General features: G+C 66.1%; 17 protein-coding genes. 14 read left to right on the top strand and 3 right to left on the bottom strand.

Translation table 11 applies throughout. The features are described from left to right. The first annotated feature begins 13 nt into the window (after positions 1–13). From ACI2LP_RS13540 to ACI2LP_RS13520, 5 genes are all read left to right on the top strand, one after another. A complete protein-coding gene (locus tag ACI2LP_RS13540) occupies positions 14–709 on the top strand; it encodes a hypothetical protein (protein WP_404724684.1) in 696 nt (231 codons plus the stop codon). A gap of 118 nt (positions 710–827) precedes the next feature. Next, positions 828–1,310: an SseB family protein gene (locus ACI2LP_RS13535; RefSeq protein ID WP_404724683.1), complete on the top strand. Its 483-nt coding sequence runs from the start codon at positions 828–830 to the stop codon at positions 1,308–1,310. Next, on the top strand, positions 1,307–1,954 hold the full coding sequence (locus tag ACI2LP_RS13530; protein WP_404724682.1) for a hypothetical protein: 648 nt from the start codon (positions 1,307–1,309) through the stop codon (positions 1,952–1,954). Before ACI2LP_RS13535 ends, ACI2LP_RS13530 begins: the two co-directional genes overlap by 4 nt. Next, on the top strand, positions 1,954–3,597 hold the full coding sequence (locus tag ACI2LP_RS13525) for a putative T7SS-secreted protein (protein ID WP_404724681.1): 1,644 nt from the start codon (positions 1,954–1,956) through the stop codon (positions 3,595–3,597). The genes ACI2LP_RS13530 and ACI2LP_RS13525 overlap by 1 nt, the downstream gene beginning before the upstream one ends. 42 nt (positions 3,598–3,639) lie before the next feature. Continuing rightward, complete coding sequence (locus tag ACI2LP_RS13520; protein WP_404724680.1) at positions 3,640–4,059, top strand: DUF4279 domain-containing protein; 420 nt, start codon at positions 3,640–3,642, stop codon at positions 4,057–4,059. Positions 4,060–5,188: 1,129 nt separating this feature from the next. Here ACI2LP_RS13520 and ACI2LP_RS13515 read toward each other — a convergent pair. After that, positions 5,189–5,605, bottom strand: coding sequence for an ATP-binding protein (locus tag ACI2LP_RS13515; RefSeq protein WP_404724679.1), 417 nt, complete (start codon positions 5,603–5,605; stop codon positions 5,189–5,191). A 123-nt stretch (positions 5,606–5,728) separates the two neighbouring features. On the opposite strand from ACI2LP_RS13515, the gene ACI2LP_RS13510 reads away from it, so the two are divergent. Next, the gene (locus ACI2LP_RS13510; RefSeq protein ID WP_404724678.1) at positions 5,729–6,118 is read left to right on the top strand and encodes a multiprotein-bridging factor 1 family protein; all 390 of its coding nucleotides are present in this window, start codon (positions 5,729–5,731) and stop codon (positions 6,116–6,118) included. 330 nt (positions 6,119–6,448) lie between these two features. Then, positions 6,449–7,090, top strand: coding sequence for a hypothetical protein (locus tag ACI2LP_RS13505; RefSeq protein WP_404724677.1), 642 nt, complete (start codon positions 6,449–6,451; stop codon positions 7,088–7,090). A gap of 151 nt (positions 7,091–7,241) precedes the next feature. On the opposite strand, the gene ACI2LP_RS13500 is transcribed toward ACI2LP_RS13505, so the two are convergent. Next, on the bottom strand, positions 7,242–7,658 hold the full coding sequence (locus ACI2LP_RS13500) for an ATP-binding protein (RefSeq protein ID WP_404724676.1): 417 nt from the start codon (positions 7,656–7,658) through the stop codon (positions 7,242–7,244). Between the two features lie 123 nt (positions 7,659–7,781). On the opposite strand from ACI2LP_RS13500, the gene ACI2LP_RS13495 reads away from it, so the two are divergent. Then, positions 7,782–8,636 (top strand): Scr1 family TA system antitoxin-like transcriptional regulator, encoded by an 855-nt coding sequence (locus ACI2LP_RS13495; protein WP_404724675.1) that lies wholly within the window; start codon positions 7,782–7,784, stop codon positions 8,634–8,636. Then, complete coding sequence (locus tag ACI2LP_RS13490; protein ID WP_404724674.1) at positions 8,633–8,827, top strand: DUF397 domain-containing protein; 195 nt, start codon at positions 8,633–8,635, stop codon at positions 8,825–8,827. The genes ACI2LP_RS13495 and ACI2LP_RS13490 overlap by 4 nt, the downstream gene beginning before the upstream one ends. A gap of 155 nt (positions 8,828–8,982) precedes the next feature. Here the strand turns inward: ACI2LP_RS13490 and ACI2LP_RS13485 are convergent, their stop codons facing one another. Next, complete coding sequence (locus tag ACI2LP_RS13485; RefSeq protein ID WP_404724673.1) at positions 8,983–9,810, bottom strand: LLM class F420-dependent oxidoreductase; 828 nt, start codon at positions 9,808–9,810, stop codon at positions 8,983–8,985. A gap of 95 nt (positions 9,811–9,905) precedes the next feature. Here ACI2LP_RS13485 and ACI2LP_RS13480 point away from each other — a divergent pair, with 95 nt between their 5' ends. The 5 genes from ACI2LP_RS13480 to ACI2LP_RS13460 all read left to right on the top strand — a co-directional run bounded on the left by ACI2LP_RS13480 (position 9,906) and on the right by ACI2LP_RS13460 (position 15,316). Then, entirely contained in the window at positions 9,906–10,226 is a 321-nt protein-coding gene (locus tag ACI2LP_RS13480; protein ID WP_404724672.1) for a hypothetical protein, read from the top strand. Between the two features lie 101 nt (positions 10,227–10,327). Then, positions 10,328–11,608 carry a PucR family transcriptional regulator gene (locus ACI2LP_RS13475; RefSeq protein ID WP_404724671.1) on the top strand — a complete coding sequence of 427 codons (1,281 nt, stop codon included), beginning with the start codon at positions 10,328–10,330 and terminating at the stop codon, positions 11,606–11,608. 169 nt (positions 11,609–11,777) lie between these two features. Further along, entirely contained in the window at positions 11,778–11,993 is a 216-nt protein-coding gene (locus ACI2LP_RS13470; protein WP_404724670.1) for a hypothetical protein, read from the top strand. Then, positions 11,993–13,606, top strand: coding sequence for a cation acetate symporter (locus ACI2LP_RS13465; protein ID WP_404724669.1), 1,614 nt, complete (start codon positions 11,993–11,995; stop codon positions 13,604–13,606). The genes ACI2LP_RS13470 and ACI2LP_RS13465 overlap by 1 nt, the downstream gene beginning before the upstream one ends. A 150-nt stretch (positions 13,607–13,756) precedes the next feature. Continuing rightward, on the top strand, positions 13,757–15,316 hold the full coding sequence (locus tag ACI2LP_RS13460; protein WP_404724668.1) for a CehA/McbA family metallohydrolase: 1,560 nt from the start codon (positions 13,757–13,759) through the stop codon (positions 15,314–15,316). The last annotated feature ends 82 nt before the right edge of the window (positions 15,317–15,398 follow it).

The following is a 15,398-nucleotide window of genomic DNA, read 5'->3' as shown; positions in this document are numbered from 1 at the left end:
TAGCTTCGGTCTTATGATCGACGACCTTGAGATGCCCGACTCCCCCGCGAGGGCGGTGCTCCGCAGGGCTCTCGGCCTGGCGTGGTGGACGTTCATCGTGCTGATTGCGATGCCGGTGCTGCTCGTGCTCGGCCTGGTGATCACGTACCAAGCGGAGCGCGCGACACCGGAGGACTACCCCCGCGTCGCCCCCGAGGAGATGATGCGCCGCGCCACCAGCCGCTCCCAGGAGGCGTACGAGGTGCTGGGCTTCGACCGCGCCGTGCCGCCGGGGGTGGTGAAGCTCGGGGTGGGCACGGAGAACTACCTCTCGACCGACGACTGCTACCCGGGCGGGCTCGAGGGCATGGCCGATGAACCGGTGGACGGGGCATACCGGCTGTTCCACGGCTGGGCCCTCGACAAGGCCTCCGAGCAGGAGGCCCTGCCTGCGTTGCGGAGGCTGCGCGACCATCTGAAGGACACGGGCTGGCGCATCAAGGAGTACGGGGAGTCCCAGACCGGCGACGAGTGGAACCTGCGGGCGGAGCGGGACGGCCGGTCGGGAGACGACGGGAACGAGACCCAGCACTTCAACTGGCGTGCGGAGGACCAGCGGTTCTCCGGGAGCAGCGGGATGCCCTGCGCGTACGAATCCGAGGAGACGTACGGCGATCCGCTGACCGGCGTCCATCCTCCGGAGCTCCGTCCGGGCGAGGGGCAGGGCTGATGTCACAAGCGTCACCGAGGTCACTGGACGATGCTTCAGCAAGTGTTAGTGATATCCAACGATTTGATCGCTTTGATTCCATTGCATTCGAAAACTGGTTCGTGACAGCATGCCGCGCATGACCAGCAACGGGGACGGCATATCGGAGCCCGAACAGCCCTTGAGACTAACGGATTTGGCCGATTCGGTACCAGATTCAACTGCTGCGGGGACGGCACCGACAGTTCCCGCCGAGGATCAACTCGCTGTGGCTCGCAGGGAATTTGCAGTGTTGCTCGGGGAATTCCGGCGCACCGCCGTGCTGGTGCCGATCGACCCGTACGGAAGCCTGTGGACCGCGGACCAGGGCGGGGTTCGCTGGATCTGCGCCTTCTCGGACGAAGAGGCGCTTGCACAGTTTGCACGTGCGCAGGGAGACGCCGAGCGGGAGTGGACGTACCAGACGATCCTCGGCGCGCGGCTGCTGGATGTGATGGTGCCGATGCTGCCGGGGCCGGCGGGCGTGGCACTCGATGCGGGCAGTGACGAAGGCATGTTGTTCCCACCGGTGCAGGGCATCGTGCCCGACGCGGCGGCGGTAGACCTCGGGGGGATGGAATGAGCGGAAGCGATCCTGATCTCGCGGCGCCGGCAGTGGCGCTGGCCGCCATTGCGGCGGGCATCAACTTGGCGCATGCCGAGTTGAAGGACCTCGGGATGATCGGTGAGGCGTCGACCGGGCGGGGGTTCTCGGATCTTGCGTTGTCGGGGATGGAGTTGGGGCACAGCGGACTGACCGCGGAGTTTCAGACGTTCTGTGATCGCTGGGAGTGGGGTGTACGAGCGCTGACCTTGCGCGGGAATGCCTTTGCGCAGGGGGTGGGCCTGTCGGCCGGCTCGTTCGCCGAGCAGGAGCAGTACATCAAGGACTCGATCAAGATCGGCGTGAACTCGGTGAACGGGAACCCGCACTTGAGCGAGGACGACGTCAAGGCGATGAGCTGGGACAAGATCAGTACCCAGTCCGCGTTCGACGGTGCGGACTGGAGCGCCGAGTCCTTCTCCAAGGCCCAGAAGGAGGTCAACCAGACCTGGAAGAACACCGGGTACGACGTGATGGACGCGCAGATGGACTCGATGGAGCGCTCGGGTCTGATCGACCCGAAGATTCGTGACGCGATGGACGAGCAGATGCGCGAGACGTTCGATCCGTCGGAGGAAACGATCGCGCAGGCTGAGCAGCCGCGGTGGGGGGAGCACGGCTGATGCCGGACTGGGGAGGGTGGGTCGACAAGGGCGTTGATTTTGTCGACAAGGGGATCGACAAGGCCAAGGAGAAGGTCGGCGAGGGTGTCGACTGGGCAACGGACAAGGTCGGTGAAGGTCTTGACCACATGGGCCAGCACAAGCTGGCGGACGTGGTCGAGGACTGGGGCGACGAGACCGCCTCATCACTGGGCGCGGAAGTCGGTGAGCAGCAGCTCGGCCAAACCGAGGAAGCGAATGAGCTGATCCACGGCAACCCCGGGAAGATCGCCGAGTCGGTGAAGAACCTGCGGGACTTCCAGTTGGCGTTCGACCTGGTTGGCGCCGGGATGAAGAGACTCGACTCCAGCAACTGGAAGGGCGAGGCGGCCGACACCTTCCGGGAGAAGTTCCAGACACTGCCCACCGACTGGCTGCACGCGGCCGATGCCTTTGAGGACGCCGCCAAGGCTCTTGAGACGTACTCCAAGGCGATCACCAGCGCGCAGGGCAAGGCAAAGGAGGCGATCGCCCTGTACAAGGAGGGCGACGAGGCCTCCAAGAAGGCCGTGGACGCGCACAACAAGAAGGTCGACGCCTACAACGCCGCACGCAACGGCGACAACCCGCTGCCCAAGCCCGATGAGTTCTCCGACCCGGGCACGGCCAAACGCGAGCGGGCGCAGGAAATCCTCAAGGAGGCCCGCAGCCACCGCAACGAAGCCGCCGAGACCGCGAAGACGGCCGTCACCGCGGCGATGGCGCACGCCCCCAAGGAACCCACCGGCCGCAAAAAGCTCGAGCTCGAGCTCATGGACTACAGCCTGGGCCAGAGCTTCGAGCTCGCGCACTTCGGCGGCGGCATCGTCAAGGGCACGGCGGGCCTGCTCAACTTCGTCCGCACGGTCAACCCGATCGACCCGTACAACCTGACCCACCCGGCGGAGTACTACAAGGGCCTCAACATGACGCTCGCCGGGCTGGCGTCCACGGCCGCCAACCCGGACCGCGCGCTGAAGAACGCATGGGATGCGGCGAAGGGCGACCCGTCCGAGTTCCTCGGAAGACTGGTCCCCGAACTCGTCGGCACCAAGGGCGCGGGGCTTGTGCGCGGCGGCATCCGCGCCGGGATGAGGAACGGCGTCAAGCACGGACCATTCGACAACTTGGCAAGCAGGGGCTCTGGAGCCGACCTTCCACCGTTCGACGAAGTGAAGCGAGCCGTCTCTGAGAGCAATCCGCAGATAGTATCTCGCAAATGGCCGGATGATGATGGTAGGTATTATGCGAGTCGAGTCCTTAAAGGTGGGCGCCCGGACGGAGAAACCGTACTTGCCGGTCATGGGTACATCGAAGTAGGAGCGGGAGAAGTGGTCGTGCCGCCCGGAACGAACCTCTCGTTCTACGTGTCACACGGAGAAAGAATTCCCGGACTCAACGGCGTTGCCGTTGAAGGGGGATCTTATCCTGGGGCCGCTGTTGAAACTTTCGGCCCCGGCGATCGAATACCGAACTATACGCTCGCGCCACCCGAAGCAAAGGGGGCCGGCGGATTTACCGTATACGAGAATTCAAGAACAGTGGCGCAACGAACAATGCTAAGTGACCTGTTGAAACCTGACATGGGGAACGTACATTGGGCGGCGTGCCGCGAGTTCAAGTAGCATTATTGGTGAGCAATGGTTGACGATGTGGCAGGTAGATGCATGAGTAAGGATTTCCTGGTGGGAGAGTCATGGGTTCTGACAGATGTGACCCTGATTATCAAGAAGAGCGACCTCGACCCCGACGTAATCACGGCGCGCCTCGGCCTGAAGCCATCGGCCGTACGACCTCCGGGACCTGACCGTTGGGACCCCCGCGGAGACACTGATGGGCAATGGCGTCTCCAGTGCGACGAGCGCACCACGAGGGTATTTTCCGAACAGCTCGATGCAATTCTCAGAGCCGCAGAAGGCTGCGATCGTATCCTCGCGAGCATGAAGGTTGAAGGGTTCGATATCTCGCTCGCGGTGGGCGGGTACGCTGACAATGACTCGCAGCTGTCATTCTCCGCTTCCGAAATGACGAGAATTTCCCGTCTGGGTCTCCCTCTCGTACTTACTCCAAATCTGAATGAGCGTTGATCTCCAGCTCGAGAGGGATACACCATGATTCCGGCCAATTTCTGGGCATCGGTAAATACGTCGTTGGCGATCACAAAGAGAGAACTTGACCCAGACTTCGTCAGCAAGACTCTCGGTCTGCCTGAACCGACATCGAATAGCCACGGACCGGTTATCAATTCAGGACCGAGCTGGTGGGCCTACACGTTCGATGACAGCTTCGCTGGGGGTCTGGAGGAGCAAGTTCATTCACTAGTCTCCCAACTCGCGCCCCGCTTGGACCGGGTAGCGATACTCCGTAAGACGAGTCATGCGGTTCAAGTAGCAATCGCGGGCACAGTCGAGACCGGGTCGCGGTTGTTCGTTTCCCCCAGGGCCCTGGGTGAGTTGGCGTCGCTAGGCGTTCCTGTCTCGTTTACCAGTCTCACAACAACTGGGATGCCTGAGGAGGATCCACTGAGTTGGCTCGACTGATCCGCGACGCAGGTCGGCACGCCCAGTAGAGAGGTAAACCGGTGGAGATCGCTCAATACTCTGCAGGGTGAAACGCCTGTCGTCGCCTCCGCTGAATACTCTTCGAAGAGACCGCACAATGACGGAGTTACATCTACGACGGATAGGCGTCGACCGTTGCCAAGGGAGCTACCGCCACCTCCGCGCCCGCCCAGTGGCCGCCGACTTGCTGAAGAGCTGGCCGCGTACGCTATTCCATTCCTCGCCTCGTTCAACGACCGGGATATCACAATTCGTGGCGGAGGCGTACAAGCATGGTCGAGGCTAGCAGGATACAGATTCATTCCGTCGAAGAGTCGACCGAGTCCGGAGGGATTTGTATCGCAAGATGTGTCGGCGGAGTCGCGCGTGTCGGCCAAAACTTCACTGACGAGAGCGACCGGAAATCCGAGAACTCTGAGCTGCAAGTAACTCTGGATCAAATCGAACGGTACAGCGGAGTGTTTGTGGAGTTCTTCGATCCTCCCCATGCAGCGAGAATTCATCTCTCAGGAAAATCCGTCGCGACGCTGAGCAGAGGATCCATTATTGTTTCCAGGGCAGGAGATCCACACTCTTCGTAGAGACCTTGAGGTTCTGCGAACTGCAAAGTCCCGGGACTCGAGCACGGCGAGTCGTCACCACGTCTCAATCCCACTCACTGCAGCAGCAGTTCGGCCCAGACCGTCTTGCCGATGGTCCGGTCCTTGGCGCCCCAGGCCGTGGCAAGTGCCTCGACCAGTTGGAGACCTCGGCCCGACTCCGCGTCCGGGACCGGGGCTCGGGGCTCGGGTTCGCGGTCTCCGCGGGCGTCCGAGACCTCGATGCGGAGCGTCGTCGTGGTGAGCGCCAGGCGGAGTTCGAAGTCGCGGCCCGGGACGCGGGCGTGGGTGACCGCGTTCGCTGTCAGCTCGGCGACGATCTGTGCCGCCGAGTCGGAGACGTCGCTGCCGTGGGGGATACCCCAGCCGTCGAGTTGGTGGACCGCGAGGTGACGGGCGAGGCGAGCGCCCCGGCGGGTGGCGCTGAGGCGCTGGGTGAACTCGGTCGTGGGGGTGGTGGTTTCAGCTTTCACGTCACTGAGCGTGGCGGGTTCGCCGTACCCTGACCAGGAGTGTTCTCGCGACTCTGGGTAACTGTACGGGTACGGACGGCGGGCTGTACGGAGCGTCGGCCGTGCCGGAGAAGGCGGTACGGCATGGCCGACGAACGGCCGGAGCGGCCGGCTGAAGTGGACGGCACGGCGCATCTCTTCAGGGCTCTCGGCAAGCAGATCAAGGTCCTGCGGGAGCAGGCCGGGCTGAGCCAGCGTGAGTTGGGGGTTGCCGCGCACTGTGGTGAGGATCTGATCTCGGCGATCGAGCGGGGGGTACGGACGCCGCAGCCCGACTTTCTTGAGCGGGTGGATGAGTTGCTGACCGCCGGTGGCGTACTGAAGGCCGCCGTCGAGGACGTACGGGAGGCTCAGTCGAAGGCACTGACGCGGCTGGTGAAATCACCAGGAAGTCGACGTCACGATCACGGCCGTCGCCCCCGTCGGATCACGAGTCGACGCGGACAGCATCACTGGCTTCATCGTCCAGGTTAAACATCCCTCCTGGTGGTCCGCGGATGTAGCACCTCCGCAGGTCGGCGATCACCTGCATACGGTTGTCCTCGACGACTCCAGAGCCCCTCCCCGGCTCAGCGCACTCCAGAAAGACATCGACATCGCGCGGGAGCTGTGCAAGCGCGCGTGACAGCTTTGGTGCGTTCCGTCGACCAGGAAGCGGGAGTCATCCTCCGTGGCGGAGGAGTGGTCAGCAGAAGCAGTTCGGCCCAAACCGGGCATCTTAACAAGCATTTGACATCGCACCCCCAAGGGGAAGCAATCCTTCAGCGCATGATGGGCAACTTCTAGTTAATGCGAGAGAATCTAATGGCAGAACGGTGGCTGGAGTCGGAAACGTCACTGGGGCGTGAGATCTTTGGGCCGCTTGGAGGGATCGTAGAACTGGGCACTGTGGCCGCTTCGGGACCAAAGTCTCTACCGGAGATCTCCGTAGGCGAATTTGTCACAAGCCACCGCGACGAGCTGGATCGCATCCTGGCTGCAGTGCGGGACATCGGCGGCTTCCACCCCGAGACGATGGCAATCGTCGATGAGTTGGGTTGGCACCGCAATCACGAAATTACCGTGCCGTCGCTGCTCCTGTGGTCTGGTTGTATCGAGGCTTTCTCGCCACATCTGGAAGAGCCCGCCGCCGTGCGACGCATGGTTCGCATGGGCACTGATCTCCAGTTGGCCAATTTGATGCATGCGCTGGTGGGGGCCGCTTCGTCCAAAGGGCGTGCCGCGGAGCCGAACTCAGAGCTGATTATTGAAACCATGGGTAGCGCCGCGGCCTTGCTAGGGCTTGATCATGAGCGAGCGGTGCGGGACATCTTCCGAATGTGGCGAGTCGCGTTTCTCCCTAACATCTTGATGCCCTCATCAAAGTCACCGGAAGTTACTAAGTCGAATTTTAGGGAATATGCCCACATTCTGGAGAGAATGCTCGGGTGCAACGGAAACGCCTAGTAAGCAGGGATCCGGCATAGCCGCCTTGCAACCAGCTGGCGACAGCCCTCCACTTCGCCGATTGGGTAGGCGCTCACAAATGAGCGACACAGCGGGTTAGTCGTAAGGCACGTCGCTGATTCACATCCACTGGATCAACGAGGCGCCGAGCTCACGACAGCGACCGTTCCGCCCAGACCGTCTTGCCGATGACGCGGTCCTTCGTGCCCCACGTCGCGGCGAGCGCCTCGACGAGTTGAATGCCACGGCCCGTCTCAGAGTCGGAGGCGGGCCGGCTTGGCTCGGGTTCGCGGTCTCCGCGGGCGTCCGAGACCTCGATGCGGAGCGTCGTCGCGGTGAGCGCCAGGCGGAGTTCAAAGTCGCGGCCCCGGACGCGGGCGTGGGTGACAGCGTTTGCCGCGAGTTCCGCCACAATAAGGGCCGCGGAGTCAGAGAGGCCGCTCCCGTACGGGACACCCCAACCGTCGAGTTGATGGACGGCCAGGTGACGGGCGAGGCGAGCGCCCTGGCGTGTAGCCGTGAAGCGCTGGGTGAAATCGGTCGTGGGGGTGGTGGTTTCAGCTTTCACGTCACTGAGCGTGGCCGGTTCGCCGTACCCTGACCAGGAGTGATATCGCGACTCTGGGTAACTGTACGGGTACGGACGGCGGGCTGTACGGAACGTCGGCCGTGACCGAGAAGGCGGTACGGCATGACGGAAGAGCGGCCGGAGCGGCCGGCTGAAGTGGACGGCACGGCGCATCTCTTCAGGGCTCTCGGCAAGCAGATCAAGGTCCTGCGGGAGCAGGCCGGGCTGAGCCAGCGTGAGTTGGGGGTTGCCGCGCACTGTGGTGAGGATCTGATCTCGGCGATCGAGCGGGGGGTACGGACGCCGCAGCCCGACTTTCTTGAGCGGGTGGATGAGTTGCTGACCGCCGGTGGCGTACTGAAGGCCGCCGTCGAGGACGTACGGGAGGCCCAGAGCAAGGCGCGGACGCGGCATCCGGACTGGTTCCGGGACTATGCGCGGGCTGAGGCGGAGTCAGTCGGGCTGCATGACTACAGCAATCAGGCCGTTCCTGGTCTGCTTCAGACTGAAGACTATGCGCGAGCGATCTTCACACAACGACGACCGTTGCTCGATGAGGAGACCATCGAGAAGCGCGTGGCCGACCGGATGGCCAGGCAGCAGATTTTCCAGCGCTGGCCCGCCCCAACGTTCAGTTACGTGCTGGAGGAGGCCGTACTGCGGCGCCCGATCGGCGGACGTGCCGTTCACAAGCACCAGTTGCGTCGGCTGCTTCACGTTGGACGGCTTCGGACCGTGGAGCTACAGGTGATGCCAAATGATCAAGAGGAACACCCGAACATGGACGGTGCGTTCATTCTGTTGGCTCCCAAAGGGCGGCAGCAGGTGGCGTACACAGAGGTACAGGGCTACTCCCGGCTGATCACCGATCCGGAAGAAGTCCGCGTCTTCGCCGAACGCTATGGGATCATCCGGGCGCGGGCTCTCACCCCACGGGAGTCTCTGTCCCTGATCGAGAAGGTGCTGGGAGAGCTATGAACACCGAGCAGTTCCGCTGGTTCAAGAGCAGCCACAGTGGGGGCGAAGGCGGCGCCTGCGTCGAGGTCGCCACCTCCCCGACCGCCATCCGCGTCCGCGACTCCAAGGTCATCGACAGTCCCCAGCTCTCTGTCGCTCCCGGCGCCTGGTCCGTTTTCGTGTCGTACACGGGGCTGCTCCCTCTGGACTAGCCCCACCGCGTGGCTCCCCGGCGCACCCCCGCCCCCTCGTCAGGCTCGGGCCGCATGAAGACGCCACGCCTCATCGTCCTCGCCGCGCTGTCCGCCGCTGCCCTGCTTCCGACGGGCGGGCCGCGGACCGTGCAGGCTCCGGGTGCGCCCGGGGATCACACGTACTGCGCGTACTCGTCCAGCGCCCGCAGCACCTCCGCCTCGCCCCCCGGCGGCAGTTGCAGCACGACCTCCTCCGCACCCAACTCCGCGTAGTGCGCCAGCTTCCCCGGCGACGGCAGGACCGCGTACGGCACCACCTGCAGCTTCTCCGGGTCGCGGCCCGCCGACTCCCAGGCGGCCCGGAGCACCGGGACCGACTCCGAAAGGCCCCGCCCGCCGATCGGGAGCCAGCCGTCCGCGTGCTCCGCGATGTGGGCGAAGAGCTTCGGTCCGGCCGCGCCGCCGATGAGGGTGCGGGGCGCGCCGCCCGTGGGCTTCGGGTAGGCGTATGACGCCCGTACGGAACCGAACTCGCCCTTGTACGCCGTCGGTTCGGGCGCCCACAGCGCGCGCATCAGCGCCATCCGGTCCCGCCCCAGCTCCCGCCGCGTCGACCACTCCACGCCGTGGTCCGCGGCCTCCTCCCTGTTCCAGCCGTAGCCGATGCCGAGCGTGAAACGTCCGCCCGACAGGTGGTCGAGGGTCGCGATCTGCTTGGCCAGGTCGATCGGGTCGTGCTGGGCGATCAGCGTGATACCCGTGCCGAGACCGAGCTGCGAGGTGACCGCCGCGGCCTGGCCGAGGGCGACGAAGGGGTCCAGGGTGCGGCCGTACTCGGGAGGCAGTTCGCCGCCCGCGGGGTACGGGGTCGCCCGCTCCACCGGGATGTGGGTGTGCTCGGGCAGATAGAGGCCGGCGAAGCCGCGCTCCTCCAGCTCGCGGGCGAGTCGTACGGGCGTGATCGTCTCGTCCGTGAGGAAGATCGTGGTCGAGATCCGCATACGGAACCCTCCGTCGTCATCTCTGGTGACGGCCAACGGTATGCCGTACGGTGCCACATGCCGAGAGCCCGGCAACCACGGGGAGGAACCACATCATGATGCGTCTGCGCATCGCCACCACGGCACTTGTGCTGTCCGGAGCCCTGCTGGCCGGTGCGCCCGCCGCATCTGCTTCGTCGCCCGCCCGCACCACCGCAGTCGCCGCGGTGCACAAGGCCCCGGCCGCGGCGCCCGAGGCCGGTTCGACCGTCACCCAGGCGGACGTCACCACCGTCAGCGAGGGCCGCAAGAGCAAGAAGAAGAAAAAGAAGAAGAAGGGCTTCGGGTCCGGGCTGGTCATCGGCCTGATCATCGCCATCGCGCTACTCGTCGTCGTCGCACTGCTGCTGTCCCGCCGGAAGCGGAGCAGCGACTAGCTCCATACCGGCTGATGCACGGAATCATCACGGTTTGGCCTATTCGCCGCCACGGACTAACCAACCGCTTAGCATGATGGCCTCCCAACGCTGGAGGGCTCATGTACACCAGTCCCGTCCCTCCTCTCGAGTCGCTTGAGCCGCTCGGGCCACTCGAGCCCCTCGAACTCTTCGGCCGGGTCTGCCGCCGCCTCCTGCACCGCGGCACGGATCTCGCAGACTCCGTCGTGGACCAGATCCGCGCCGAGGTGCCGTACTACGCCGACCCCGTGCTCGCACCCCCCGACCTGCGGCAGACCGTCGGACTGGGCATCAGGCTCGGGCTGGAGGTCAGCCTGGATCCGGGCAGGATCGTGGACGTCGAGCGGTACACCAGAGAGCTCGGCGGACGACGAGCGGAACAGGGCCGCCCCCTCGACGAGGTGCTGCACGCCTACCGGGTCGCCGGCTCGGCCGTCTGGAGCGGAATCGTCAGCACGGTGGAGCGTGACGGGCTCGGCAACATGCGTCAGCTCGTGCATGTGGCCGAGCTGGTGTGGAAGCAGAACGACCGCGAAGCCGTCATGCTCGCCGACGCCTACCGGCAGGTCGCCAAGGGCGTCGCCAGCCGGCACGGAGAACGAGTCCGGCTGATCCTCGCCGCGCTGCTGGAGGGCCGCAACGAACCCCAGTTCACCAAGGACGCGGCGGCCATCCTCGATCTGCCGCTCGACGGACGTTTCGCGGTGGCGGTGCTGAAGGCCACGCCACCGTACGGGCGCGTCCCCGAAAGCACCCCGGAGCTTCGCGGCATCCGGATCCTGCGCCACAACTACGGACAGAGCGACGTGCTCGTCGTCCATCTGGGCGATCTCCCACTGGACGCGCTCGCTTCCGGACTGGACGCCGGCCCCGGGCTCCGGATCGGAATCAGCCCGGTCGTCCAGGGTCTCGACAGCCTGCCCCGAGCGCGTGACATGGCCGGCCTCGCCCTCGGCACGTGCCGCGCCGACGGTGAGGTCGCGCGGCTCGACGCCCGCATGCCCGACGGGCTGCTGATCTCGCGTCCCGACCTGTCCGCCGAACTGGCCCGCCAGGTGCTGCGGCCCGTGTACGACCTGGAACCCGCCGACCGCGACACACTGCTCGACACCCTCCGTGTCTGGATCGAGAACGGCGGCTCCGCCGCCCAGGCCGCCCGGCGCATGTTCTGCCATCGCAACACCGTGCTCAACCGCCTGCGCCGCTTCGAGCAGATCACCGGACTGGTGCTCGCCCGCCCCCGCGACCTGGTGCAACTGACCCTCGCGCTCGACGCCCACCTGCTCCTCGGACCGGCTGTCGCACTCGGCAACAGCGGCACCGGCTACGAGAGATTGGGCAGCAGCACATCGATCTCCTAGCAGCATTGGGAACGGACAACAGCGCGCGCTCAGCGCATGGACGGGCCTGGTTACACGTGCTCTGGTGAGCCCCGAGCGCAGGGAACCACCCACGCCCGTCCAGGAGAGCGCCATGGCCTACGAGCACGCCCACCACCTACATCACCAGCCACGGCCACCCCGCCCCGGTATGAGCTTCGCGCTTGTCAACGGCCTGGCCCTCGCCGTACATCTGGTGCTCGCCTGCTCCGCCGAAGACTTCCTCAGCAACCGTGTCTGGGGAGAGATGAACGTCGGCGTGCTGGCGCTCCTCCTCCAGGTTTTCCTGCTGCTGTGGACGGCGGCGCGGTACGACCGCCGCAAGGACGGACGCGCCCCGCACGAGCAGGACGTGGAGCAGTACTGATGAACACTGACATCCTGCTCGCCGCGCCCGACCTCCTGGACACCGACACCCGCGCACTGGTCCTCGGGGGCTTCCTGGCGTTCATCGTCCCCATCCTGTTCATCTGCGTTCTCAGTGGCCCTGAGAGAGACCGGGTCAACGACTTCTACACAGCCAGTCGCAGATTGCGTCCCCTGCGGGGGGCTCTCGTGCTGTCCGGCGTGTACCTGTCCGCGGCCACGGTGCTCGGGACCACGGGAAGCGTCGCGGTCTTCGGCTACGACGGCCTGTTCATCGCCCTGTGCACCCTGCTGTCACTCGGGGTGCTCCTGCTGCTCGCCACTCCCCTGCGCGAGCGCGTCGGCTACACCCTCGGAGACACCTTTGCGCTGCGGACCCCGGGGCCCGCCGTGCGAATCGCGGCCGCCGTCGTGACCTTGAGCGTCTGCGTCCCGTACCTGGTCGTGCAGCTCTCCGGTGCGGGAGTGACCACCACGACGCTGCTGGGAGTGTCCGGTCCGGGCGCGGAACAGACAGCCGTCGTCATGATCGGCCTGCTGGTCGTCTGCGCCACGGTGTTCGGCGGCATGCGTGGCACGGTCGTGATTCAGGCGATCAAGACGGTGGTGCTGCTCGGCGCGGCCCTGGCTGTGACGGCCGTACTCCTCCATCGTTTCCACTGGAGCACCGACTCCCTGGTCGACGCCGCCGGAGTGGGCAGCGGCCGTCCCGCCGGCTATATGCGTCCCGGCCTCCGGTTCGCAAGCAGCACCGAGCCGGAAGGCACCCTCGACTTCATCGGCCTGATGATCACCATCGTGCTGGGAGCGGCGTGCCTGCCCCACGTCGCCATGCATATCAACACCGCTCCCGACGCGGCCACCGCGCGCCGCACCGTGCGCCACACCATCTTCATCGTCGGCGCCTTCTGCCTCACCCTGGCGCTGATGGGCCTGGCAGCCGCCGGGTTGATCGGAGCCCCGGCGATCATGGCCGCGGATCCGGGAGGCAACAGCACCCTGCTGCTGCTCACCAGCGAGCTGGCGGGCGGCTCGGCCACCGACACGGGCGGGGCAGTGCTCGTCGTTCTGGTTTCGTCCGCCGTGTTCCTCACCACGCTGGCCGTCGTGGCGAGCGTCACGCTGGCAGCCGCCGGGGCAGTCGCCCACGACCTGTACACGCATGTCCTGCGCCGTGGACGCACAACCGAGGGCCGAGAGGTGGCCGCCGCACGGCTGGCGTCCGCCGGCGTCGGACTACTGAGCATCTTTCTGGCGGTCTGGGTCCAGGGATGGAACGTCCTCTTCCTGTCGGCTCTCTCCCTGGCAGTGGCGGCCTCCTGCCTGCTTCCGGCACTGGTGTACTCACTGTTCTGGAGCGGCTACACGCGAACCGGCCTGCTCTGGACGCTGTACGGAGGCCTGTTCAGCGCCATCGGACTCCAGATCTCCGGCCCGGTCTTCTCCGGAAACCCCCTGTCCCTCTTCCCTGAGTGGCACCTCGACTGGTTCCCGCTCCAGACGGTCGCCCTCGTGTCGATGCCCGTGGCCTTCCTGCTGGGCCTGGTGGGCAGCAAGGTGGGCAAGCGACGGGTGCGGCGGGTGCCGGCGGTCGCGGAGCATGCCAGGGCATGAGGTTCTCGGGCGGTCCGCGAAGCACCCCGCAGTACCCGCAACAACGACGCAACCTGCCAACCCCCTTCCCTTGTACGGCCGTTCACTGCTCAATACCAGGGTTTGAGTGCATCACTCCTGTCCTTCTCAACACCCTGGGGAGCCGACGGCATGTGCAACGACGAAAACTCGGCACAACACGCGGCACAACATGCGGGACAACACGCGATGGGTAGACGCGGACTGCTCGTGACGGGAGCCGCTGCGGCGCTTACGTTGGGCACTGTGAGCTTCGCGAACGCCGCCCCGAACCCGGGCAACGGCGAGAACACCGAGGACGAACACACCCAGGTCGTACGCGGCACGCTGCCGCCCGGCTCCCCCGACTTCGTCTATCTGCCCGTCGAGATCCCGCGCGGTGTACGCGAGCTCCGCGTCTCGTACACCTACGAACGGCCGGTCGTCCCGGCCGGCACCCAGGGCAACGCCCTCGACATCGGCATCTTCGACGAGCGCGGCACCGAGCTCGGCGGGAAGGGCTTCCGCGGCTGGTCGGGCGGCGCTCGTACGGAGTTCTTCATCCGCGCGGACGACGCGACGCCCGGCTACATCCCGGGGCCGGTGCGTCCCGGCACCTGGAGCATCGCGCTGGGGCCGTACACGGTCGCGCCGCAGGGTCTCGTGTACGAAGTCACCATCACGCTGCGGTACGGCGCGCCCGGCAAGACCCCGACGCCGGTCTATCCGCCGGAGCGGGCCAAGGGGCGCGGCCGCGACTGGTACCGCGGCGACTGCCATCTGCACTCCTGGTACTCGGACGGCAAACGCACCCCCGCCGAGATCGCCGCGCTCGCCCGCGCCGCGGGGCTCGACTTCATCAACACCTCCGAGCACAACACGCACGCCGCGCACCCGCACTGGGCCGACCAGGCGGGCGACGACCTGCTGATCCTCACGGGTGAGGAGGTCACCACGCGCAACGGGCACGTGGTCGCGCTCGGCACCGACCCGGGGACCTTCGTCGACTGGCGCTACCGGGCCCGCGACAACCGTTTCGGCCACTACGCCCGCGTGATCCGCCGCGCCGGCGGCCTGGTCGTCCCGGCCCATCCGCACGCCACCTGCATCGGCTGCAACTGGAAGTTCGGCTTCGGCGAGGCGGACGCGGTGGAGGTGTGGAACGGCGCATACACCCCCGACGACGAGGTCTCCCTCCAGTCCTGGGACAACACACTGGTCGCGTCCGTACGCTCCGGACGGCGCTGGACTCCGGCGATGGGCAACAGCGACGCGCACCGCCACCCGGACCCGGTCGGCACCCCGCAGACCGTCGTCCTCGCCGAAAGTCTCACCCGCGACGCGATCCTGGACGGCATCCGGGCCGGGCGCAGCTATGTCGCCGAGTCGAAGGCGGTCTCGCTCGACTTCTCGGCGGCGGGCGGGCGCGGCCAGCACGCGGGCATCGGCGAGCGACTCCACGTCGAGGCCGACGATCCGGTGACGGTACGTCTGGAGGTCACGGGTGCTCCGGACTGCTCGGTGCGCTTCGTGACCGACCAGGGCGTGCTGCACACGGCGGCGCTCGCGGCGTCCGGGACGGGGGCGGTGGAGTGGCGTACGACGGCCTCCTACGCGGCGTACGTTCGGGCGGAGGTGCGGCATGCGGTGGTGGTCCCGGGTCTGCCGGGCCCGCTCGCGGCCTTCACCAACCCGATCTTCCTCGGTACCTGAGCGCCGGAGAAATCACCGGCACGAAGCGCCGGTTCGGCTCCTTGGTGGGGAGACGAACCGGCGTGCCGCCGCGGCTGTGGCG

The organism is Streptomyces sp. NPDC019890 (genome assembly GCF_044903445.1).
GTDB lineage: Bacteria > Actinomycetota > Actinomycetes > Streptomycetales > Streptomycetaceae > Streptomyces.
Note: the sequence above shows the minus strand (reverse complement) of the source record. Positions and strands in the feature narration are given on the sequence as shown.